This is a genomic window from Glycocaulis sp. (assembly GCF_050485565.1).
Lineage (GTDB): Bacteria > Pseudomonadota > Alphaproteobacteria > Caulobacterales > Maricaulaceae > Glycocaulis.
Genome location: NZ_JBJHBQ010000008.1, coordinates 13175 through 32996 on the forward strand (window position 1 = coordinate 13175; position 19822 = coordinate 32996).

Genomic DNA, 19822 nt, shown 5'->3' on the forward strand with positions numbered 1-19822 from the left:
GACCAGCGCGAAGCCTCTGCAATGCGATCCCGCCAGCCGCGCGACCACGCGGAGGAGACGGTGTGATGCAGGCATATGCGGCAAACGGAAATCACGGCCCAGCCGGTACCGGACCGATCCCCTCTGCAAGCCTGCCGGAAACCGGCTTCAGAACACATTCAAGGGGATTATCAATGAATTCAGATCAGATCGGCGCGCCCAGGCGTGCGCGTCCACTCGCCTGGGCTGGCGCGCTGGCACTCGGCGGCGCCCTGGCTTTCGCGGCGCCTGCCTCGGCGCAGGTGACCGATGAAGCCGCCTATATTTTCAACACGCTACTCTTCCTGATTGGCGGCTTCCTCGTCATGTGGATGGCGGCCGGCTTTGCCATGCTGGAAGCGGGCTCGGTACGGGGCAAGCACGCTGCGGCCATCTGCCTGAAAAATATCGGCCTTTATTCGATAGCCGGCATCATGTTCTACCTTGTTGGCTATAATCTGATGTATCTGGGCGTGGACCAGAGCGGGGGCTATTTCGGCATCCCCTTCCCGTGGTCGCCAGATGAGCTGACCGGCGACGAGATCATCGATGTCGCGGAAAACGGCTACTCGACCGCCTCTGACTGGTTCTTCCAGATGGTGTTCGTGGCCACCACCGCCTCCATCGTGTCCGGGGCAGTGGCCGAGCGCGTGCGCATCGGTGCTTTCTTCCTGTTCGTTGTCGCGCTGACCGCTGTCATCTACCCCATTCAGGGTGCCTGGACATGGGGTGAAGGCTGGCTGGATGCTGCCGGTTTCTCCGACTTTGCGGGCTCCACCATTGTTCACTCGGTTGGCGGCTGGGCGGCACTGGCCGGTGTCATCCTGCTGGGTGCACGCAGCGGGCGTTTTGTCGATGGCAAGGCGGTGGCGATGCACTCCTCCAGCCTGCCGCTGGCGACGCTTGGCACATTTGTGCTGTGGCTCGGCTGGTTCGGCTTTAACGGTGCTTCGCAGCTGGCTCTGGGCTCTGCTGCCGATGCGACCGCCGTCGCGCAGATTTTCGCCAACACCAACATGGCCGCTGCCGGCGGCGTTGTGGCCACCTATCTGCTCACGCTGGCTCTGGGACGCGGCAAGGCCAATCTCGGCGCGGTGCTGAACGGGGCACTGGCCGGCCTGGTCTCGATCACCGCCGAGCCTCTTACTCCCACAATCGGGCAGGCCATCCTGTTCGGCGCGGTGGGCGGCGTTATCGCCACCTTTGGCGCGATCCTGCTGGAAAAGCTGCGTCTTGACGATGTGGTGGGGGCCATCCCCGTCCACCTGTTTGCCGGCATCTGGGGCACGATGATCGTGCCGCTGACCAATCCCGATGCCAGCTTTGTCACCCAGGCAATCGGCGTGGGCGCCATCGGCGCGTTCGTGTTCACCGCCAGCTTTGTTGTTTTCCTGGTGCTGAAAATCACCGTCGGCATCCGCCTGAAGCCTGATGAAGAGACGGTAGGCGGCGACTACACCGAGCTTGGCCACAGCGCCTATCCGGAGTTCCTGCCGGGAAAGGAGAAAGCCCCGGCAGCAACATGACGCAAATGGCGGACCGGGCGGGCCTCACCCCCTCCCGGCCGCCCTTCACCGGTCACACCGGGGCAGAACTGCCCGCGCCAGAAGCGGTTTCACCAACGCGCCCTACACCTGCCGGCCTACCTCGCAAGCCGGCAAAGAAGGCTCGTCCGAAAAAACAGCAGCGCCTGTTCCAGATGACCATTCTCGACCTGACCGGGTCCCCGCCTGCCCTGAAGGGCTGGCCGGTTCCGGTGCGGTACGGCGCGCGCACCAGCCTGACAGAGCGCACGCCCTTTCGAAACGGCCGGATGCGGGGCGGCCAGCCACACAATAAAGGGGATTAGACATGAAATATCTCAACACCTTGCAGGGCCGCACAGCCAGCCTTGCCGTACTGCTCGCCGTTTCGGCATCCGCCCTGGCTATCGCTCCGGCGGCTCATGCCAGGGACGGGCTGGAGATCGAGGCCAATGTGGCACTGGTAAGCGATTACCGCTTCCGCGGGGTCTCGCTCTCGGACAAGGACCCGGCCATCCAGGGCGGATTCGATATCAGCTTTGCCAGTGGCTTCTATGTTGGCACCTGGGCATCGAGCATCGAGCCGGTAGGCGCATCCGAGCTGGAGCTCGACCTCTATGCCGGGTTTGCCTTTGAGGCAGGCGGCGCTGAGTTCGATGTGGGCGCGCTGCTCTACACCTATCCGGGAGAATCCGATGCCCACTACTGGGAGTTCTACGGCTCTGTAGGCTTCACCACGGGCGCACTGGAATCCACCTTCGGTCTGGCCTACGCCCCCGAACAGGACAATATCGGCGGCGAAGACAATCTCTACATCTTCTACGAGGCCGCCTATCCGCTGGGCGAGACCGGCCTCAGCCTGACCGGCTCGGTGGGATATGAAACCGGAGCCTTTGGTGACCCCGATGGTGACGGCAATGACAAATGGGACTGGTCGCTGGGCGTGGCGTGGACCGCTCTCGGCGTCGACTGGTCGCTGGCCTATATCGACACCTCGGAGAATTTCCGTGAAGGCAATGCCACGGCAGTGCTGAGCATCTCCAAAGCATTCTAGCCCGATACAGCGCGCTGAAATGCGAAGGGCGCGGCCTTGATGAGGCCGCGCCCTTTATTCGTCCCCCTCGGACGAAATCCCTATCGTCCGAAGAGCGACAGGATGATCTGAGGTTCGGCGTTGGCGATCGAGAGCGCCTGAACACCGAGCTGCTGCTTGACCTGCAAGGCCGTCAGCTGCGCGCTTTCCCTGGCAAGGTCTGCATCCACCAGATTGCCGACCCCGGCGGTGAGGCTGTCACTGAGTTTTCCAATGAAGGTCCGGTGGGCCTCCATCTTCTTCATGTCAGAGCCGAGGCGTGCCAAAGCTGCGTTGACGTTATCAAGGCTCGCATTAACGAAGGACACGGCGCTTGCTGCCAGCGAGACGGTGCCAAGGCTCGCCGTACCCGAAAGGGTGATGATCGTGCCGGAGAAGCTCATATCCTGCGTGCTCAGCGTGACCGAGCGGGCCGCGTCCGCGTCTGCCAGGAAGGCAATGCCGCCGGTGATGGAGCCGTTGAGCATGTTCGCGCCGTCAAAGTCCGCGTTTTGCAGGATGACCTGGATCTGGTTGATCAGTGCCTTGAAGTCACTGTCGTAGGCAGCGCGGGCAAAGCTGTCGATGGAGGCATCCATCGCGGCGGTGGCCTTCTCGCGCATCTCGATGAGAAGGTCGGATATCGCCTCACCGGCTGCAATCGCCACATCACCGATTGAAACTGCCCGGTCGAGTGATGTCTTGACCGATCCCAGCGCCCCGATATCGGCCCGCATCGACTGGGCAACGGCGAACACCGAGGAGTTGTCCTTTGCGCCAGCTATCTTCAGGCCGGTATTAATCCGGTTCTGGGTCGTCTGCAGATCCGTGTTGGTCTTGTTCAGGTTCTGCAATGCGAGCATTGCGGATACATTTGTCTGGACGCTTAGCGCCATCGGTCTTCTCCCAGAGTCCCGCCGCCTTTTGGCAGCCCTTCGCGCCTGTCGGAGCAAGAGCCGGGCCATCATGGTTAAATCGGGATTAGCTGAGCAAAGTCATATAGTTGGTAAAATGAAAAACGCCTCCGCTTGTCGCAGGAGGCGGCTTGGAGGCAAAAATTCCCTGCCTTGGCCGGTCAAATTCTGCCGGGCAGGCGCCTGTTTCAGGCCGTTTCGTTGACAAGCCCGCCAGTCTCGTTCTGCAAGAAGGAGACAAGATCACCGAAACTTTCGGGCGGCCAGCGGCGAAGCGTTTCGCCGGTGTCAGGATCCATGAGCTTGTAGATGAAGCGGCCGGCCTTGTCCTCGTCCCGCTCGATCTGGAGCCGGGTGCGCCCGCTGGCGCTGAGATCGGCGCGCATCTTTTCGATAGCTTCGCTCTGGCGCAACGTATCGCGGGCATCTGAACCGGGCTGGCGCGTGCTGGCCTCTACCGGCGGGACCACATTTGGTCCTGTGCTGACAGGCGCCGTGCTCATGGCTATGCCGCTGACCGGCACAACGAGCTCTCGCCCTGATATCGGAACTATTGCGTTCATAACGTCACCTGGCTGGCGCTCCTACGTACAGACGCCCCCACTTCCCCTTTGAAAATCCGATCCTTTTCGTCGCCCGGAGGCTACAATATCCTTCAGGAAAGAAAGCGGCGGAGGCAGAACCCCACGTAATGCCCCCGCCACTCTCCCCACCACTAACCTAGCGGAAGAAGCCCAGCACCGTGGACGGTGCGGAGTTGGCGATCGACAGCGCCTGGATGCCAAGCTGCTGCTTGACCTGCAGGGACTGCAGACGTGCCGATTCCTTCGCGAGATCGGCGTCAACAAGGTTGCCGATACCTTTTTCAAGGCTGTCGGAAAGCTTGCTGACGAACGTTTTGTGGATTTCCAGCGACTTCGAACCCGTTCCCAGACGCGCGAGCGCAGAGTTCAGGTTGGTCAGTGCCGACTCGATAGCCGTGACGGCTGCAGTCGCATCGGACTGGGACGCGATATCCGTACCACCGGACAGGCCGATGATGGTGCCGGACAGCGACAGGTCTTCGTCTGACACGTCGATCGTGTTGGTGCCCTTGGCATTGGCCAGAGCCGAAATGCCGCCGGACATCGAACCGTCGATCAGGTTGGAGCCGTTGAACTCGGCGTTTTCCACGATCGTCGAGATCTGGTCACGCAGAGCCTTGAAGTCTTCACTCAGAGCCGTACGCGACGCACTGTCCAGCGACGCGTCCGAAGCGGCCAGCGCCTTTTCCTTCATCTCGATCAGAAGATCGGAGATGGCGTCACCGGCTGCCAGACTGACGTCGACAACAGAGATGGCAAGGTCGAGGGAGTTGTTGACAGCCCGCAGGCCACCGACTTCCGCACGCATGTTCTGGGCGATGGCGTAGATGCCGCCATTGTCCTTCGCACTTGCGACGTTCAGGCCGGTATTGATCCGGTTCTGAACGGTTTGCAGTTCCTGATTGGTGCGGTTGAGGTTTTGCAGGGCGACCATCGCGCCCACATTGGTATTTACACTAGCCATTTCTTGGCTCCTTTTCACGTTCTATGGTGTGACGCGCGTTTTGCGTGCCAGGTCTTCTGACCCGGAGGGCTCCCAGCAAGGGTGAGGCCAAAACGAATCACTTGAATGCAGAAAGCTAGAAATGCCCTATCTTTCAATTGGTTGCCTGCAACAGTAAAACCTGAGCCTAAAGCGGGCGCGGCAAAAACTGCCGGGCAGACGGCCAAAAACCCGGCAAATTTTGCCGAGCAGGCAGTTTCTGCCGGTTATCGAATCGCTAAAATCTGAGACAAATCAGCCATTTATTGACAAAATACTAACGCTTTACGTGGGCAAAAAAGGGCCGCCCCGAAGGGCGGCCCTGGTTTTCTGTCCCTACCGGAAAAAGCTGAGAACGGACTGTGGTGCCGAGTTGGCAATCGACAAAGCCTGAATGCCAAGCTGCTGCTTGACCTGCAGGGATTGAAGTTTGGCCGACTCCTTGGCCATGTCCGCATCGACAAGGTTGCCGATACCGCTTTCCAGAGCGTCAGAGAGTTTAGTGACGAACGTCTGATGGATCTCCAGCGCCTTTGATTTGGTGCCCAGACGCGCAAGCGCGCTGTTCACGTTCTCCAGCGAGGTGGCGATCTGCGAGGCGATGTCCGAAGCGGCGCTCGCTGTGCCGAACGAGGCCGTCGAGGTGATCGTAACGACGGTGCCGGAGAGCGAAAGATTCTCCGTACCGACCGTGATCGTCTTCGAGCCGTCCGAGTTCGCCAGAGCGATAAAGCCGTCCGTTGCACTGCCATCGATCAGGTTGAGGCCGTTGAACTCGGCATTCTCGACGATTGTCGCGATCTGGTCGCGCAATGCCTTGAAGTCCTCGTTCAGGGCGACCCGGCTGGGCGTATCGAGCGACGTATCGCCGGCTGCCAGAGCCTTTTCCTTCATCTCGATGAGCAGATCAGAGATTGCCTCGCCCGCGGCCAGGGTGACATCCACTGTTGAGATGCCGCGGTTCAGACTGTCCTGAACGACACCATACGCGCTCACATCCGCCCGCATACGCTGGGCAATGGCGTAGATGCCGCCATTATCCTTCGCGTTTGCGACCTGCAGTCCGGTATTGATCCGGTTTTGCGTGGTTTGCAGTTGCATATTGGTCTTGTTCAGGTTCTGCAGGGCCACCATGGCCCCATAGTTCGTGTTCACGGAATTTGTCATTGTGGGGTTCCTCCGTTCTGGAAGTGGGTAAGGGACGTTTTGTCCTGCCCTGCCTTGCGCAAACCCTGTGCCGTTCAGCGCAGCGATGCCGCCCGGTCAGCTGTTTGTTTTCAATAGGAAATATATCGCCAGCCCGATCCGCGGCGCGCGCCCGGCCAAAACTGCCGGACCTATTCGGGCCTGTGGGCAAAATGCGCCGCCTGAATGGCGCGCAGCAAAAAGGGCCGGAGGAAGCATCCGGCCCCTGTCAGATATCACCCGGTCTGAATTGCGTCAGGCGGCGCTGGCTGCGCCCTGCCCCTGGGGTGCCAGACCCTGCATGATGGTGCGGTTGATCTCCACCAGCGTGTCAACCGCGTCATTGTCGCGGATTGCCTCGCTGGTCTGGCGCGAGACAAAGATGGAAAGCGAAATGATCGCGGCGCGTAGCGATTCCGGCAGCTTGTTGTCCTCGCTGGAGCAATCGGCAGCAAAGGCCGTCCACATGCGCCGGTTCCAGTCCAGCGCATCGGCGCGCTTCGACAACTCCGACGGCCCGCACTCGCGCGCCACCATAAGGGCGCGGGTAACCTGTCCGAACAGACGATACTCCGCCGAACGCGGGTCTTCGGTGCGAGCTGCCGTAGTCTGATAGGCCTGGTAGGACATGGAGCGGTCTAACCCTTCGACGCGGCCGGTGCGCGGCCCGTGCGCTGATCTTCGTAGGTGATGAGTTTGCGGCAGCGGATGAGTGCCTTGTAGAAATCGCCGGCCATGACGTCGCGGCTGACCGACACGCAGTCCGCCAGCACTTCGGGATTGGTCAGCGCGTTCATGAACTCTGTCATGCGCAGCACGAACTGGTCGTAAACGGCGCCTTCGGCCCGCCCCTCCAGATACATCATCATCACGGGGAAATAGATACGCCGCGCGGGGCTGTCGGCCTCATGCTCCTGCATGATGTCCTTTTCGCGCAGGACCGAAGCCTTGTTCTGCAGCACCAGCGTGGCCCGGCGGTCACCATTTTCCACAACCGCCCCGTTCAGCACGAATTTCTCGCCCGGTTTCAAGGACAATTTAAGCGGCATGGAAAGACCCCCTTAACAGTTCGTGCAGGTATGCAGCCCTGTTGAACGCGATGTTGTCCAATCGGGGTGAACAAAGCGTTGCTCACGCAACATAAATTGCACATCGCCAATCGTTAGCAGCTTCTTAATCGAAGCAGGCCTGTCTCGGCACTGATACACTTCCAGCGACGGCAGGGCCAGACGATGACGATACTTCTCGATCTTGATGCAGAACTCGCCAAGGGCGTCGAGGACGTCATCAACCCGTCTGAAGAAGTGCACACTACCGCCATTCCGGGCCTTGATCTTGAAGCCAGCCCCGCTGCGAAGTCCGACCCGAAAGTCGCCGCGCGCCTGCGCCGGGCCATGGGGCTGGTCGATGACGGCAAGGCGGCCGAGGGCGCGCGCATCATTCTGAAACTGCTGGACACCCACCCGGACCATCCGGTGGTGAACCAGGCCATGGGCATGGCGCTGGAGCATCTGGGCCGGCTGTCAAAGGCGCTGGAATTCTATGAGCGGGCGCTGCAGCGCGACCCGTCAAATGCGGAAGTCTACAAGAGCCTCGGCGTGCTCGCCTCCAAGCTGGGCCTCTTGCCGACGGCAGAAAAATTCATGCGCATCTATCTGAAAATTGCCCCTAACGCCAAGGGCGGCACCGTACAGCTGGCCAGCATTTTGCGCGATCAGGCCAAGTTTGAAGATGCCATCGAGCTGTTGCGTCAGGCGATCTATGCAGACCCGGAAAATCCCGATCTGTGGAATTCAATGGGCACAACAGTGATGGAAAGCGGCGAGGCCGCCGAAGCTGTTACCTTCCATACTGAGGCGCTGCGCCTGAAGCCCGGCTATGCCCGCGCGCATCACAATCTGGCGCATGTGCAGGGACTTCTCGGTGATGTCGAGAACGCCATCTTCCATTTCCGTGCGGCGGTGAAAAACGCCGAGAGCGAGCGCGAGCACGTCATCAGCAGCCACGGCCTGTCGAGCATATTGCTATCTGCGGGCCAGCTGGAAGAGGGCTGGGACATGTATCGCTGGCGGCTGAACATGCATTACAGCTTCGCCACCAATTTCCTTATCCCCGCCCCGGCCTGGGACGGGGCGGATCCGGCCGTGCTGGACGGCAAGACGCTGGTCGTCGTCGGCGAGCAGGGCATTGGCGATGAAGTGCTGTTTGCCAGCACCTTCCATGACGCCCAGAAGGCTGTCGGCCCGGACGGCGAGCTGCGCATTGCCTGCGAGAAGCGTCTGGTACCGCTCATGCAGCGCTCCTTCCCCAAGGCCCTTGTGGAGCGCCACTACACGGTCGAGCGCGAAGGCCGCCAGCACCGCCATGCGCCGGACCTGTTCAAGGACGGCAGGGCCAATATGTGGGCGCCGGCTGGCAATCTGTGCCGCGCCTTCCGCTCGAGCACGGATGACTTCCCCTCACAGGCCGGTTTTCTCACCGCCGATCCGGAGCGGGTGAAGGCGTTCGCCAAACAGCTCGCGGCGCTGGGACCCGGCCCGAAAGTGGGCGTGCTGTGGAAGTCATTGAAAATGAATGCGGCGCGTTCCAAGCACTTTGCCCCGTTCGAGATGTGGAAACCTATCCTGAAGACGCCCGGCGCGGTTTTCATCAACCTGCAATATGGCGATGTGAATGAGGAGCTGGCCGAGGCCGAGGCGCGCTTTGGTGTGAAAATCCACCAGCTGCAGGACATTGATCTTAAAGACGATCTTGACGGCGTGGCTGCGCTTGGCAAGGCGTGTGATCTGGTGCTTGGGCCGATGAACGCCACCACCAACCTCACCGCTTCGGTCGGCGGACAGGTCTGGTTTATCCGGCCAATACCCGTCGCCTGGACCATGCTGGGCCAGGACGAGATGCTCTGGTATCCCGGCAGCCGCACCTTCTGCGGCGAGCGTTATCGCGACTGGGTGGGCGGCATGAAGAAGATGGCTGAAGCCTTTGGTGCTTTTGTCAAAACACACAAGCGCCAAGCGGCTTAAGCCAGCGCCCGCACACACTCGCCCAGCGCATCGCGCAGGAAAAACACACCCGCCTGTCCACGGCCGAGCACGATGGTGCCGGGGAAGATGTCCGCCAGCAATTCACCATGCGTTTTCAGCTGCGCGGCAAGGCCCGGCGTAGGCAGGGGAAAGCCCTGGCGCACATGGGTGACGGCTTCTGCGAGCACGCGGCTGCCGGGCGCGAGCACGCCCATGCGCACCAGCTCATCGGCAATGACACCCGAAGGCGGTGCTTCAGCACGCTGCGCGTTGAGGATCACCTCCACGCTGAGATGATACTGCCCCTCGCGCACCGGCCCGCCCTGCACATTGGGGTAGAGCGTCACCCGGTAGCTGGCGAAGGCGGGGTCGTAATTCGTGATGTAAAACAAGTCTGTCGCGAAAGTCCGGTCGACGACGAAATGGAACAGGGTGAGGCCGGAGGTCATGCGTGGCGGCGGACCGGGCGGCAGCGCCCCGGCTGCGCGCAGCAGCAGCGCGCCCGGCACGCTCCAGACCAGTTTCTGCGTGGTCAGCACCTCTCCACCCGGCAGCGATAGACGCACGCCGCCGCCGGATACCGGCTCCACCCGCTCCGCGGCCGTGCCGGTGCGGATGGTGATGCCTTCCGCCCGCGCGATCTCTTCAAGCCGCCTTGCCCACAAGCCGATTCCGCCCCGGCGGGGATAGCGGAACACGCGGTCAGGATGGGACGGCGCGCCTTCATCGCGCGAATGAAAGGCAAGGCGCGCATCGTGAGCCGGATCAGCTTTCAGTTCCCGGGTACGCTCTGGCGTGAACATGACCAGGCGTGACAAGCCGTAAAGCCCTGCAACACCTGGCGAAAGTTCGCCCGACGACAGCCCGGTGATCTTTGCCAGCGCGGGTTCGAACACATGCTCCAGCGCGGCGGCGCCGAAACGGTCACGCACATGATCTTCAACGCTGGCATGGCTGTCCGCGCTGTTGCGGGCGTTGAAATAGCCCTCCTCAACCGCCTGCAGAATGCCGGTGGGAAGGCCGTTAATATCGGCGAAAGCGGTTTCTTCCTGAAGCCGACCGGCGAAAAATGTACCTGAAAGCAATTGGTTAAACTCCAGCCAGTCTCCGCTGGCCGGGCTGAGTTCAACATCCAGCGCCGCATCGCCCAGGCGCGGGGCGAAGCGGGTCCCGTTGTCAAACTCGAACCCGTCAATCACCGGCAGGGAGCGCATCAACCCGCCAAGCGCGTCCTCGCGCTCCAGAAGTGTGACAGCAAAACCCTTACGTTTCAGCAGGATAGCAGCGACCAGCCCGACCGGCCCACCGCCAACAACCACGGCCTCGTTCATCACCCCGTCTCCGTGAAATGCTTCTGGTACACCCCGCCATTCATGGCGGCGATATCAGGGTTCGTATCCAGAAAAGTGACTATTTCTGAAAGGCTTATACCAAGCGGGTCACCGCCAATACCGGCGACTAGGGCGCGTACCATCTCGATGTCTACCGGTTCATCGACGGTGATGCGATAGTCTGGCCGCCTAAGCTCTTGTGGCGCTTGCATATTTACCAGTTTGAACCGGTCTGGCCGCGTATAGAGGAAGGGCGTGACATGCTCGCGCTCGAAGGGTTCGGCGGCTTCGCGGGCTGCAAGCTCCAGCGCGGCGCGGGCGATGATTTCTGCGTTGATCCCGCGCGGATAGCCGCCATCTGATCCGCAGGAGAGATGGTCCGGGCGTTCGTCCCCGAAAACCGCCAAGGCCGTGTCTATCAAGGCAGAATCGATGAGCGGACAGTCGGCCGTGACGCGGACAATCGCGTCGGCTCCGGTCAGATGAAGCGCCCCGGAAAAGCGGGACAGAACGTCATCGCGAGAGCCGCGCGCGACGGGAATATTCAGCGCCGCGCACAGATCTACAATCGGTTCGTCGGCCTCCTCGCCGCTGGTGGCGACGATAATATCAGACAGGTTTGTGCTGCGCTGCAGGCGCTCTATCACGAGCTGCAGCATCGGGCGATTACCCAGCTCCATCAACACTTTGCCGGGAAGGCGTGAGGAGCTCATGCGCGCCTGGATGATCGCTGCGGCCTTCATGTGACGCCCTCCAGGCACAGCGCCGCGACCCGCTCTGCCGCGCCGGCATCAGCAAGAGCGAAGGCGCGGGCCGCGCGGGCCTCGATATCCGCCGGGCTATCCAGCGCCACGAGGATGGCGCGCGCCGCATTTTGCGGATCAGGATCAAGGGCGAGGGCGAGCTTTTGCTCATCGAGCGCGAAGACGTAACGCGCCGTGCTGTCCCACGGTATGCAGAAGGCCGGACGGCCCAGCGCAAACGCCTCATAGGTCGTGCGTCCGCCCAGCGTGACAATCGCATCGCTGGCACGGATCGCCTCGCCAAGCGCGCGCGGTGCTTCAACTATTTCAATGCCTTGTGGGGCTTTCTCTCTGAAATCCGCCCGCCGCCCGGCCGGCCATCCCGCCCCGATCAGCACGCGCAGCTGCAAGGGCAGTCCGGTATCAACGGCCTGCCGGGACAGGGCGGCTACCAGCGGTTCGGTGAGCGCGCCCGGATCAGTTCCGCTCAATGCTATCAATAGCTTGACCGGCTTTCCGGGCTCCAGCCTGACCGGCGCGGCAGGGCGCAGGGCGAGCACGTCCTGGCGGACCATATGCAGATGCGCCCCCACCTCTATCCGCCGTGCGAGGGGCATCTCGGAATCTGCAAGCAGTGGGTCATCAATTATCGCCAAGTCACAGGGAAAATAGCCAATTCTGGAACTGGCGAGCAGCGCGATCCGCCCTGCCCCGGCGGCATAATATGCCTCGCTATCCGCCACCGAGAGATCGGGCCGGTCACAGATCAGCAGATCGCAGGGCATGGCCGCCTTCAGGACGGACAAGGTCGCGCCCGCATCCGGGATAAGCTGTATCCCGGCCCCCTCCGCCTCGATGAAGGGCGCAAGGGAAAGCTCTGCCTGCACAATGACTTGCACCTTCGCGCCGCGCGCCAGAAGGGCGGGGACAAGTGCCTGGCAACGGGTGAGGTGTCCGATCCCGGCATCCCCGCCCCCCATCGTCCAGACTAATACCCGCATCAGGCTTTCAGCGCCTCCCAGGTGAGGACAGAGCCCTGCTCAAGGTCTCGCGGCACAGAGATTCCGATAATTTTTTCAGCATCATAGGGGTCAATGCCGTGGCCGGGGCGCTTGGTTTCCAGATGATCAGCCGTTATCACCTCGCCTGCCTTGATCCCCTTCTTAAGTATCAGGGATCTAACGGAAACTTCGCGTTCGCGCACTTCGGACGGCAAAATCCCGGTGCGCACGCTGCCAAGAGCCGCTTCCAGACGCCGGATTTCGCGGCAGAGATCGTTAAACTCCTGAGGCGATGAGGAAAACCAGTGATCCGGCCCGTCCGCGTCCTGATCATACGTGACGTGCCGCTCGATAATCTTTCCCCCCAATGCGACCGCACCCAGCGCGGCGGTGATACCCACAGTGTGGTCTGAGAAACCTATAACGGCGTCCGGAAACACGGTTTTGAAGGCTGGAATTGTGGTAAGGCCAACTTCCTCCATCGGAGCGGGGTATTGGGCGACGCAGTGGAGCACCGCGAACGGTACATTTGCGGCGCGCAGCGTGTCGACCGCGCGCACGGTTTCAGACAGCAGCGATTTACCGGTCGACAGGATCACCGGCTTGCCGGTGCGGGCCAGATGCTCGAGCAGGAACTTGTCGCGCACATCCGAGGAGGCGACCTTCCACAAAGGCACGTCGAGCGCGTTGAGGAAATCGACGCCATCGAGGCTGAACGGGGTGGAGAAGGGCATGACGCCCTTCGATTTTGCGTATTCAAACAAGGGCTTGTGCGCCGCGCGCGGCAAGGCCAGCCGGTCAAAAAGCCCGCCAATCGTCTCGCTGCGCTCGCGCCCTTCCCGGCCCCATGTGATGACACGGTCCGGGTCAGCGACCAGCTCGGCCGCGCTATAGGTCTGAAACTTGACGGCATCTGCCCCTGCCGCGGCGGCCATATCGACCAGTTCGCGCGCACGCTCCGGATCGCCATCATGGTTGGCGCCGATCTCGGCCACGATGAAGCAGGGCGCATCGCCGCCGACCATGCGGCCCGCTACGTCAAAACTGGCCCCGCCCGCGCTCATGCCGGGCGCGCCGCCCAGAACGTGTTCCAGACATGGCGCTCGGTCTCGCGCTTCTTCCACAGCTCCACACGCTCGCGGTTGATGACCTCGAGCCCGGTCTTCACCAGCAGGCTTTCCGCCTCATCGCCATCGACGAAAATGTAGAGCGCCCCGGCATAGCCCGCCGCGCGCTCATCAAGCAGGATGGAGCCGTCCGCCGCCGTCTTGCCGAGCGTGGCAAACCAGCTATCGGGATGGCGGAAGCGGGTCCAGATCTGCCCGCCCGGCGCTAGCAGGGAGAAGACCTGCGCAAAGCTCGCTTCCATGCCCTCGCGCGTATCAAGATACGGGCTGTCCCAGATGATGAGGTCAAAGCCCGCCTCACCGGCCAGCGCGTCCTGAAACGCGCCGGTATGGAACACGGCCTCGCGCCCGGCAGAGCCGAGCACCTGGCGGGAGGTCTCTATCGCGCCCTCGCTGATATCCACCCCGTGCGGCGCAAAGCCGTAATCGCTGAGGAGCAGGAGATTGCGTCCGTTCCCGCAGCCGAGCTCCGCCGCGCGCAAACCCGCATTGGCCGCACGGTCGGGAAAACGCGCGGCGAGGAAGCGCACGATATTCTCGTCCGGGTAGCTGAGGATGGCGCGGGAGGCTTCCGCCCCCCAGAACCGGGCGGTGACCGTTCTGTCAGGCTGGGCGCTCATGGCTGTGCCTCCACGATGATGATTCGCGCGCAGTCTAACGCGATTTTGGCGCCCTCGCAGGCATCTGCCGGGCTGCATAGCACCCAGCCGCGCGCCATGGCCGATGCCCCATCCGTCACCGGGCCGAGCACGTCACCCGGCCGCAGCGGGCTTTCCACCGCGATTCCCGCCTTGCCGCCTTGCAGGGCCGACAAATCACCCATCCGCACCACACGGCCCGCCGGAACCGGCAGATATTCAAAATAGACCGGCGCGCCAAAGGGCGGCGGTGTGGCCGCACGCCCGGCCATCTGCGCCTCCATGAACCAGCTGATGAGGTCGGTGCCGAACACGCGGGTGAGGATGTGGGAGAAGATGTTATTGCCGCCGGGGCGCGGGGCGAGCTCGATCACGCTCACCTCCCCGTCCGGCCCGGCCATCATGTCGGCATTGAAGAAGCAGTCATCGCAGCCCATCGCCTCAAGACAGGTCGCCGCCAGCGCCGTGATGCGCGGCGTCAGCGCGAAGCTGGCCGGGTCGATGGCGTGATAGCTCAGCTCCTGCCGGTGGGGCGGCTCTGTCATGCGCTTGACCCGAAGGCACAGCACATGCACCTGCCCGTCGATCTTCACCCCGTCCACGCCCAGCTCTGTCCCCTGCAGGGCCGCTTCGGCGATCCAGTCATCACCGGGAATCGGATCAAGGCGAGCGGGCAGCGCGCTCTCGCGCTCGATCAGCGTCACGCCTCGGCTGCCCGAACCGGCGCGCGGTTTCAGCACCAGCGGAAAGCCCAGCGCGTCTGCCGCCGCGCGCAAACCATCCGCATCCTCAACGCGCATCTGGCGCGCCATCGGCACGCCTCTGGCGGTGAACGCTTCGCGCATGGCCTGCTTGTCATTGGCAAGGCGCGCGCCGCGCTCCGTGACGCCTTTGAGGCCCAGCGCGTCATTGACGATACCCGCCATGATGAGCGGACGGGCGAGCGGTACGGGGATGACGAAATCGGGCCGGAACTCACGCGCGATGGCCAGCACGGCGTCCGCGTCCATCAGATCGACATGGGCAAAGCGGTTCGCCGCACCCGCCCCTTCGGCATCGGGGCGGCCATCGAGCGCCAGCACCTCTGCGCCGAGTGCGCGGGCAGCGGCAATCGCCCTTGCCTGTTCTGATCCCGCACCGATGGCGAGCGCGCGCATGGGGCCTCGTCCTTCCCGTCTTGTGTTGCAACGCAAAAGAAAATGCCGCCAGGCACTCGCGAATTGCGTTTTCGCGTTCTAGTTTCTCGCCCAAGGTTTGACACTGAAACGCTATAGCCAAGGGTTAACGATCATGCGCTTTGAAGGCACCAGCCAGTATGTCGCGACAGAGGAACTGGCCGCAGCGGTGAACGCGGCCGTCACGCTGGAGCGGCCCTTGCTGGTCAAGGGCGAGCCCGGCACCGGCAAGACGGAGCTGGCCCGCCAGATCGCGAGCGCCATGAACGCGCCGCTGCTGGAATGGCACATCAAGTCCACCACCAAGGCCCAGCAGGGGCTTTATGAATATGACGCGGTGGCCCGCCTGCGCGACAGCCAGCTCGGCGATGACAAGGTGCATGATGTCAGGAACTACATCCGCAAGGGGAAACTCTGGGAAGCCTTCACCCACGAGACGCGGCCCATCCTGCTGATCGACGAGATCGACAAGGCCGATATCGAGTTTCCGAACGACCTCCTACAGGAGCTCGACCGGATGGAGTTCCATGTCTACGAGACGGGCGAGACGGTGAAGGCCGACGTGCGCCCCATCGTCATCATCACCTCGAACAATGAGAAAGAGCTGCCGGACGCCTTCCTGCGCCGCTGCTTCTTCCATTTCATCGCCTTCCCGGACGAGGAAACCATGCGCGCCATCGTGGAGGTGCACTTCCCGGGCCTCAAAGGCCGCCTGCTCTCCGAAGCGCTCAAAAAATTCTACGAAGTGCGCCAGGTCCCCGGCCTGAAGAAGAAGCCGTCAACCTCCGAGCTTCTCGACTGGCTGAAACTCCTGCTCGTCGAGGACGTGGACCCGGAGCTTTTGCGCGAGAAGGATCCGCGCAAACTCATCCCGCCGCTCCACGGCGCGCTTCTGAAGAACGAGCAGGACGTGCAGCTCTTTGAAAAACTCGCCTTCATGGCGAGACGGGATGCGGCGCAGTAGGAATTCTGGAACCCTCCTGCCCCGGCACCGTTAATCAGGGGATGCGCCCGGCATCAATGACCGGGCGCGAGTGATAATGCCTGAACCAAGGAGGCTCCCCATGGCGACGAGTGCCAGCAAGCGCGTAGAGAACATCCGTGAAACGGGTGAAAAGACCCTGAAATCGGTCAGCCGGGCTGCCGAGAAGGAACTGGAAAGCGCCGCGAAAACCACGCGCCGTCAGGCCCGGAAAGTAGCGCGCCGCGCCGGGAAGATCGAGGAGCAGGCGGTGGGCTACGTCAAGGACAACCCCTATGCCTCGCTCGGCATCGCCGCCGGTATCGGCGTCATCGCGGGCGCCCTGCTCGCCCGCCGCTAGAGCTTTGCTTCTGGCGGGATAGCGCGCTTGCAGCATAGCCTCGCGAGCGCCTATCCTTGCCGCCATGTTCCATCGCTTCTTCACCGAATTGCGCGCCGCAAAAGTTCCCGTCTCGACACGGGAATACCTCACCCTGCTCGAAGCGCTGGAGAAGGGCGCGGTCTCGCCCGCCATTGACGATTTCTACGCGGTCTCCCGCGCGGCGCTGGTGAAAGACGAGCGCAATTTCGACAAGTTCGACCAGGTGTTCGGCCATGTCTTCAAGGGCGTGGAGCTTCTTGGCGAGATGTTCAACGAGGCCGAAATCCCTGAAGACTGGCTGCGCAACGAGATGCGCCGCCACCTCACCGAAGAAGAGATGGCCGAGCTGGAGGCGATGGATTTCGACGAGCTGATGGACACGCTCAATCAGCGCCTCCAGGAGCAGACCGAGCGCCATGAGGGCGGCAATAAGTGGATTGGCACAGGCGGCACCAGCCCGTTCGGCCATTCTGGCTATAACCCGTCCGGCGTGCGCATTGGCGGCCAGAGCCAGCACAAAAAGGCCGCCAAGGTGTGGGAGGCGCGCCGCTACAAGGATTATGATTCCGACCGGGAGCTGGGCACCCGCAATCTCAAACTCGCTCTGCGCCGCCTGCGAAAATTCGCGCGCGAGGGCGCGGCCGAGGAGCTGGACCTTTCCGGCACGATCAACGCCACCGCCAAGCAGGGCTGGCTGGATGTGAAGATGCGGCCCGAGCGCCGCAACGCCATCAAGGTGCTGGTGTTTTTCGACGTGGGCGGGTCTATGGACCCTTATATACAGCTGACCGAGCGGCTCTTCTCGGCAGCGAAATCCGTCTTCAAATCGCTCGATTATTTCTACTTCCACAACTGCATCTATGAGGGTGTGTGGAAGTCGAATTTGCGCCGCCAGTCGGAGACGATGGCGCTCTTTGATGTGCTGCACAAATACCCGCACGACTACAAGGTGGTGATCGTGGGCGATGCCTCGATGGCGCCCTACGAGATCACCCATCCGGGCGGCTCGGTGGAGCACTGGAATGCGGAAGCCGGCTCGGTCTGGCTCAAACGCCTCGTCGACACCTACCCCCACCTCATCTGGCTCAATCCGCAGCCCGACAAATGGTGGCAGCACACCTATTCCATCGAGCTGATCCGCCAGATCATCGGCCCGCAGCGCATGTTCCCCCTCACGCTGGAGGGGCTGGACGGGGCGATGAAGGAACTGGCGAGAAGGTAAACCCTCTGACCCCTCCGCCTGTCATCCTCCGGTCGCGAAGCGATCCGGGGGAGCCATGCCTGAGAGGAACGATTATGCTGAGAAGTCAGAGGCATGGGTCACCCGCATAAAGCGGGTGATGACAACTTTGTTGGGATTCCCCCTACCCCGCCATCGCCGCATCGCCCGCATGGGGGAGGGAAAGCGCGCTTTCCACGCGGCGTACCCAGCCCTGCACGGCGGGGAAATCTGCAAGGTCAAACCCGCCCTCATGCGCGACGCGGGTGTAGGCAACGAGCGCGATGTCAGCCAGGGTCAGCTGCTCGGCGACGAAATACTCGCGCGCCAGCAGGCGCATCTCCATCACGCCGAGCGCCCGGCGTCCGCCCGACAGGAGCTTGGGGTCGAGATCGCTGGCGCGGCGGGCATGAAAGCGCAGCTGGCTGCGGCGTACGGCGATGAAGGGCTCGTGGGAGTATTGCTCCCAGAACAGCCATTCCATCATCTTGGCCCGGTCAAATGCATCTTCCGGGATAAGGTCTGAACCTTCGGCCATGTAGGTGAGGATCGCGTTGGACTGAGCGAGCGTGCGGCCATCACTGCGCTCTAGCAGCGGCACCTGGCCCGCCGGGTTCAGCGCGAGGAATTCATCGGTGCGGCTGGCGCCCTTGAAAATGTCGATCTCGATCCACTCGAAATCGAGGCCGAGATGGCGCGCCGTCCACAGGGTTTTCAGGCAATTGCCGCTCTCTTTGTGGCCATAGAGTCTGAAGGCGTCCATTTGCCGCTCCTGCATCCGCCAATCCATTGCCCGGCATGGTAGAAGCGTGCGTGCGATTCTGACAGAGCAATCGGGCGTGGGGTGTATGAAGGCTTTCCAGCCGCGCCTTCGGGCCTGTATGACGGGACCATGCCTGACAGGATGTTTGCGAGATGACACTGCCCTTCGACGCTGATGATCTGAACCGCCGCACGCCGCCGCAGGACTGCGCGCAGATGGCAGAGGTGCGTGACGGGGTGGACCGGCTGGACCGGGCGCTGATCGGCCTGATCGCCGAGCGTACGCGCTATATGGAGGCGGCAGCGCGCATCAAGCCGTCGCGCGATGTGGTGCGCGATGAAGACCGGATCGAGGATGTGATTGCCAAGGTGAAGGCGGCAGCGCGCAAGGCCGGCGTGCCGGAAAGCCTTGCCGAGCCGGTCTGGCGCGAACTGGTGGAACGCTCCATCCAGCATGAATTGCAGGTGTGGGACGCCACGCGCGAGCCGCAGCGCAAGCGGTCTTAAGCGGCGCGGCGCGAAGCGGATTTTATGTCTGAGAAGGAGAGGCGGCCGCCGTGGAGCATCCCTCCACAAGGGCGGCTAGACGCCGTCAGGCGCAAAATCCGCCGCGTCCAACAGGATATGGGCCAGATCGCCCGTTTCATCGTCGCGAACCCTTGAAAGGGGACTGCCCTTCCTGCGGTTTCGCTCCTCGAACCGGACAATCTGGCCGCATACCGCGCCTCAAACCCTTTATGAGGACAGACCCTAGGCCGCGCGGCGTTCCAGCTCGGTATCGATGGCGGCGAGGGTCTCGTCGGCCACGGCGCGGATAGCCTCCAGCGCAGACGGGTCGTTGGCGTTGCTCTCCTGCGCCGCACAGGCATCGCCCAGCGCCATCGCGCCGACACCGCGCGCCGCGCCTTTGAGCGTGTGTACCAGTCTCTGCCACAACACCGCGTCATCGCCAGCGCGTGCCAGAGCATCGAGCGTGGAGACGATCTGGCCGCGCAACAGCCCGTAGAGCTCAACCTCCAGCGCAACATCCCCGCCGGTATAACGGTGAAGGTGTGCACCATCGAGCAGAGCGGTGCCTGCGTGTGTCCGGCTTCTGTCGAGCATGTGAATTCCGCCTGGCTGAATTGGCGCGGAGTATGGGGCGGCCACGTTAACACTTGGCTCACAAACAGGCTTAACAAA

General features: G+C 62.5%; 22 protein-coding genes. 8 read left to right on the forward strand and 14 right to left on the reverse strand.

The window, feature by feature from the left end:
* Positions 1 to 173 precede the first annotated feature (173 nt).
* Together ACQ5ID_RS09935 and ACQ5ID_RS09940 are read left to right on the forward strand one after the other, a co-directional pair.
* Complete coding sequence (locus ACQ5ID_RS09935; RefSeq protein WP_429912296.1) at positions 174 to 1544, forward strand: ammonium transporter; 1371 nt, start codon at positions 174 to 176, stop codon at positions 1542 to 1544.
* Positions 1545 to 1869: 325 nt separating this feature from the next.
* On the forward strand, positions 1870 to 2595 hold the full coding sequence (locus ACQ5ID_RS09940) for a TorF family putative porin (protein WP_429912297.1): 726 nt from the start codon (positions 1870 to 1872) through the stop codon (positions 2593 to 2595).
* Between the two features lie 80 nt (positions 2596 to 2675).
* Here the strand turns inward: ACQ5ID_RS09940 and ACQ5ID_RS09945 are convergent, their stop codons facing one another.
* The 3 genes from ACQ5ID_RS09945 to ACQ5ID_RS09955 form a co-directional block, all read right to left on the reverse strand.
* Positions 2676 to 3509, reverse strand: a complete 834-nt coding sequence (locus ACQ5ID_RS09945; protein WP_429912298.1) for a flagellin — start codon at positions 3507 to 3509, stop codon at positions 2676 to 2678.
* A 206-nt stretch (positions 3510 to 3715) separates the two neighbouring features.
* Complete coding sequence (locus ACQ5ID_RS09950; protein WP_429912299.1) at positions 3716 to 4030, reverse strand: flagellar protein FlaG; 315 nt, start codon at positions 4028 to 4030, stop codon at positions 3716 to 3718.
* A gap of 217 nt (positions 4031 to 4247) precedes the next feature.
* Positions 4248 to 5075, reverse strand: a complete 828-nt coding sequence (locus ACQ5ID_RS09955; RefSeq protein WP_429912300.1) for a flagellin — start codon at positions 5073 to 5075, stop codon at positions 4248 to 4250.
* Between the two features lie 105 nt (positions 5076 to 5180).
* Between ACQ5ID_RS09955 and ACQ5ID_RS09960 the strand changes: the two genes are divergently transcribed.
* A complete protein-coding gene (locus tag ACQ5ID_RS09960; protein ID WP_429912301.1) occupies positions 5181 to 5342 on the forward strand; it encodes a hypothetical protein in 162 nt (53 codons plus the stop codon).
* A gap of 87 nt (positions 5343 to 5429) precedes the next feature.
* Here ACQ5ID_RS09960 and ACQ5ID_RS09965 read toward each other — a convergent pair whose 3' ends face one another.
* From ACQ5ID_RS09965 to flbT, 3 genes are all read right to left on the reverse strand, one after another.
* On the reverse strand, positions 5430 to 6260 hold the full coding sequence (locus ACQ5ID_RS09965) for a flagellin (protein ID WP_429912302.1): 831 nt from the start codon (positions 6258 to 6260) through the stop codon (positions 5430 to 5432).
* Positions 6261 to 6533: 273 nt separating this feature from the next.
* Complete coding sequence (gene flaF, locus ACQ5ID_RS09970; RefSeq protein WP_371392272.1) at positions 6534 to 6908, reverse strand: flagellar biosynthesis regulator FlaF; 375 nt, start codon at positions 6906 to 6908, stop codon at positions 6534 to 6536.
* Between the two features lie 8 nt (positions 6909 to 6916).
* Entirely contained in the window at positions 6917 to 7327 is a 411-nt protein-coding gene (gene flbT, locus ACQ5ID_RS09975; protein ID WP_429912303.1) for a flagellar biosynthesis repressor FlbT, read from the reverse strand.
* Positions 7328 to 7510: 183 nt separating this feature from the next.
* Here flbT and ACQ5ID_RS09980 point away from each other — a divergent pair, with 183 nt between their 5' ends.
* Entirely contained in the window at positions 7511 to 9301 is a 1791-nt protein-coding gene (locus ACQ5ID_RS09980) for a tetratricopeptide repeat protein (protein ID WP_429912304.1), read from the forward strand.
* Here the strand turns inward: ACQ5ID_RS09980 and ACQ5ID_RS09985 are convergent.
* The 6 genes from ACQ5ID_RS09985 to ACQ5ID_RS10010 are packed head-to-tail and all read right to left on the reverse strand — an operon-like array spanning position 9298 to position 15298.
* Complete coding sequence (locus ACQ5ID_RS09985) at positions 9298 to 10632, reverse strand: FAD-dependent oxidoreductase (protein ID WP_429912305.1); 1335 nt, start codon at positions 10630 to 10632, stop codon at positions 9298 to 9300. The genes ACQ5ID_RS09980 and ACQ5ID_RS09985 overlap by 4 nt on opposite strands.
* Entirely contained in the window at positions 10632 to 11375 is a 744-nt protein-coding gene (locus ACQ5ID_RS09990) for a cytidylyltransferase domain-containing protein (protein WP_429912307.1), read from the reverse strand. Before ACQ5ID_RS09990 ends, ACQ5ID_RS09985 begins: the two co-directional genes overlap by 1 nt.
* Positions 11372 to 12376 carry a hypothetical protein gene (locus ACQ5ID_RS09995; protein WP_429912308.1) on the reverse strand — a complete coding sequence of 335 codons (1005 nt, stop codon included), beginning with the start codon at positions 12374 to 12376 and terminating at the stop codon, positions 11372 to 11374. Before ACQ5ID_RS09995 ends, ACQ5ID_RS09990 begins: the two co-directional genes overlap by 4 nt.
* A complete protein-coding gene (locus tag ACQ5ID_RS10000; RefSeq protein ID WP_429912309.1) occupies positions 12376 to 13440 on the reverse strand; it encodes an N-acetylneuraminate synthase family protein in 1065 nt (354 codons plus the stop codon). Before ACQ5ID_RS10000 ends, ACQ5ID_RS09995 begins: the two co-directional genes overlap by 1 nt.
* The gene (locus ACQ5ID_RS10005) at positions 13437 to 14123 is read right to left on the reverse strand and encodes a class I SAM-dependent methyltransferase (RefSeq protein ID WP_429912310.1); all 687 of its coding nucleotides are present in this window, start codon (positions 14121 to 14123) and stop codon (positions 13437 to 13439) included. Before ACQ5ID_RS10005 ends, ACQ5ID_RS10000 begins: the two co-directional genes overlap by 4 nt.
* The gene (locus ACQ5ID_RS10010; RefSeq protein WP_429912311.1) at positions 14120 to 15298 is read right to left on the reverse strand and encodes an ATP-grasp domain-containing protein; all 1179 of its coding nucleotides are present in this window, start codon (positions 15296 to 15298) and stop codon (positions 14120 to 14122) included. Before ACQ5ID_RS10010 ends, ACQ5ID_RS10005 begins: the two co-directional genes overlap by 4 nt.
* A gap of 133 nt (positions 15299 to 15431) precedes the next feature.
* On the opposite strand from ACQ5ID_RS10010, the gene ACQ5ID_RS10015 reads away from it, so the two are divergent.
* The 3 genes from ACQ5ID_RS10015 (at position 15432) to ACQ5ID_RS10025 (ending at position 17881) form a co-directional block, all read left to right on the forward strand.
* Positions 15432 to 16280, forward strand: coding sequence for an AAA family ATPase (locus ACQ5ID_RS10015; protein WP_429912312.1), 849 nt, complete (start codon positions 15432 to 15434; stop codon positions 16278 to 16280).
* A gap of 100 nt (positions 16281 to 16380) precedes the next feature.
* A complete protein-coding gene (locus tag ACQ5ID_RS10020) occupies positions 16381 to 16638 on the forward strand; it encodes a DUF883 family protein (protein WP_429912313.1) in 258 nt (85 codons plus the stop codon).
* Between the two features lie 64 nt (positions 16639 to 16702).
* Positions 16703 to 17881 (forward strand): vWA domain-containing protein, encoded by a 1179-nt coding sequence (locus ACQ5ID_RS10025; protein WP_429912314.1) that lies wholly within the window; start codon positions 16703 to 16705, stop codon positions 17879 to 17881.
* A 142-nt stretch (positions 17882 to 18023) separates the two neighbouring features.
* Here ACQ5ID_RS10025 and ACQ5ID_RS10030 read toward each other — a convergent pair whose 3' ends face one another.
* Positions 18024 to 18641 carry a glutathione S-transferase family protein gene (locus ACQ5ID_RS10030; RefSeq protein WP_429912315.1) on the reverse strand — a complete coding sequence of 206 codons (618 nt, stop codon included), beginning with the start codon at positions 18639 to 18641 and terminating at the stop codon, positions 18024 to 18026.
* Between the two features lie 152 nt (positions 18642 to 18793).
* On the opposite strand from ACQ5ID_RS10030, the gene ACQ5ID_RS10035 reads away from it, so the two are divergent.
* Positions 18794 to 19147, forward strand: coding sequence for a chorismate mutase (locus tag ACQ5ID_RS10035; protein ID WP_429912316.1), 354 nt, complete (start codon positions 18794 to 18796; stop codon positions 19145 to 19147).
* Between the two features lie 243 nt (positions 19148 to 19390).
* Here the strand turns inward: ACQ5ID_RS10035 and ACQ5ID_RS10040 are convergent, their stop codons facing one another.
* Positions 19391 to 19744: an Hpt domain-containing protein gene (locus ACQ5ID_RS10040; RefSeq protein WP_429912317.1), complete on the reverse strand. Its 354-nt coding sequence runs from the start codon at positions 19742 to 19744 to the stop codon at positions 19391 to 19393.
* Between the last annotated feature and the right edge of the window lie 78 nt (positions 19745 to 19822).

What these genes read in the sequence shown, in the direction of transcription:
- ACQ5ID_RS10000 (WP_429912309.1), bottom strand. Translation starts at nt 13,440, where the DNA reads ATGAGCGCGGGCGGGGCCAGTTTTGACGTAGCGGGCCGCATGGTCGGC.
- ACQ5ID_RS10005 (WP_429912310.1), bottom strand. Translation starts at nt 14,123, where the DNA reads ATGAGCGCCCAGCCTGACAGAACGGTCACCGCCCGGTTCTGGGGGGCG.
- ACQ5ID_RS10025 (WP_429912314.1), top strand. Translation starts at nt 16,703, where the DNA reads ATGTTCCATCGCTTCTTCACCGAATTGCGCGCCGCAAAAGTTCCCGTC.
- ACQ5ID_RS09965 (WP_429912302.1), bottom strand. Translation starts at nt 6,260, where the DNA reads ATGACAAATTCCGTGAACACGAACTATGGGGCCATGGTGGCCCTGCAG.
- ACQ5ID_RS09940 (WP_429912297.1), top strand. Translation starts at nt 1,870, where the DNA reads ATGAAATATCTCAACACCTTGCAGGGCCGCACAGCCAGCCTTGCCGTA.
- ACQ5ID_RS09995 (WP_429912308.1), bottom strand. Translation starts at nt 12,376, where the DNA reads ATGCGGGTATTAGTCTGGACGATGGGGGGCGGGGATGCCGGGATCGGA.
- ACQ5ID_RS09985 (WP_429912305.1), bottom strand. Translation starts at nt 10,632, where the DNA reads ATGAACGAGGCCGTGGTTGTTGGCGGTGGGCCGGTCGGGCTGGTCGCT.
- flbT (WP_429912303.1), bottom strand. Translation starts at nt 7,327, where the DNA reads ATGCCGCTTAAATTGTCCTTGAAACCGGGCGAGAAATTCGTGCTGAAC.
- ACQ5ID_RS09955 (WP_429912300.1), bottom strand. Translation starts at nt 5,075, where the DNA reads ATGGCTAGTGTAAATACCAATGTGGGCGCGATGGTCGCCCTGCAAAAC.
- ACQ5ID_RS09960 (WP_429912301.1), top strand. Translation starts at nt 5,181, where the DNA reads ATGCAGAAAGCTAGAAATGCCCTATCTTTCAATTGGTTGCCTGCAACA.
- ACQ5ID_RS10015 (WP_429912312.1), top strand. Translation starts at nt 15,432, where the DNA reads ATGCGCTTTGAAGGCACCAGCCAGTATGTCGCGACAGAGGAACTGGCC.
- ACQ5ID_RS09980 (WP_429912304.1), top strand. Translation starts at nt 7,511, where the DNA reads ATGACGATACTTCTCGATCTTGATGCAGAACTCGCCAAGGGCGTCGAG.
- ACQ5ID_RS09950 (WP_429912299.1), bottom strand. Translation starts at nt 4,030, where the DNA reads ATGAGCACGGCGCCTGTCAGCACAGGACCAAATGTGGTCCCGCCGGTA.
- ACQ5ID_RS10030 (WP_429912315.1), bottom strand. Translation starts at nt 18,641, where the DNA reads ATGGACGCCTTCAGACTCTATGGCCACAAAGAGAGCGGCAATTGCCTG.
- ACQ5ID_RS09990 (WP_429912307.1), bottom strand. Translation starts at nt 11,375, where the DNA reads ATGAAGGCCGCAGCGATCATCCAGGCGCGCATGAGCTCCTCACGCCTT.
- ACQ5ID_RS10035 (WP_429912316.1), top strand. Translation starts at nt 18,794, where the DNA reads ATGACACTGCCCTTCGACGCTGATGATCTGAACCGCCGCACGCCGCCG.
- ACQ5ID_RS10010 (WP_429912311.1), bottom strand. Translation starts at nt 15,298, where the DNA reads ATGCGCGCGCTCGCCATCGGTGCGGGATCAGAACAGGCAAGGGCGATT.
- ACQ5ID_RS09935 (WP_429912296.1), top strand. Translation starts at nt 174, where the DNA reads ATGAATTCAGATCAGATCGGCGCGCCCAGGCGTGCGCGTCCACTCGCC.
- ACQ5ID_RS10040 (WP_429912317.1), bottom strand. Translation starts at nt 19,744, where the DNA reads ATGCTCGACAGAAGCCGGACACACGCAGGCACCGCTCTGCTCGATGGT.
- ACQ5ID_RS10020 (WP_429912313.1), top strand. Translation starts at nt 16,381, where the DNA reads ATGGCGACGAGTGCCAGCAAGCGCGTAGAGAACATCCGTGAAACGGGT.
- flaF (WP_371392272.1), bottom strand. Translation starts at nt 6,908, where the DNA reads ATGTCCTACCAGGCCTATCAGACTACGGCAGCTCGCACCGAAGACCCG.
- ACQ5ID_RS09945 (WP_429912298.1), bottom strand. Translation starts at nt 3,509, where the DNA reads ATGGCGCTAAGCGTCCAGACAAATGTATCCGCAATGCTCGCATTGCAG.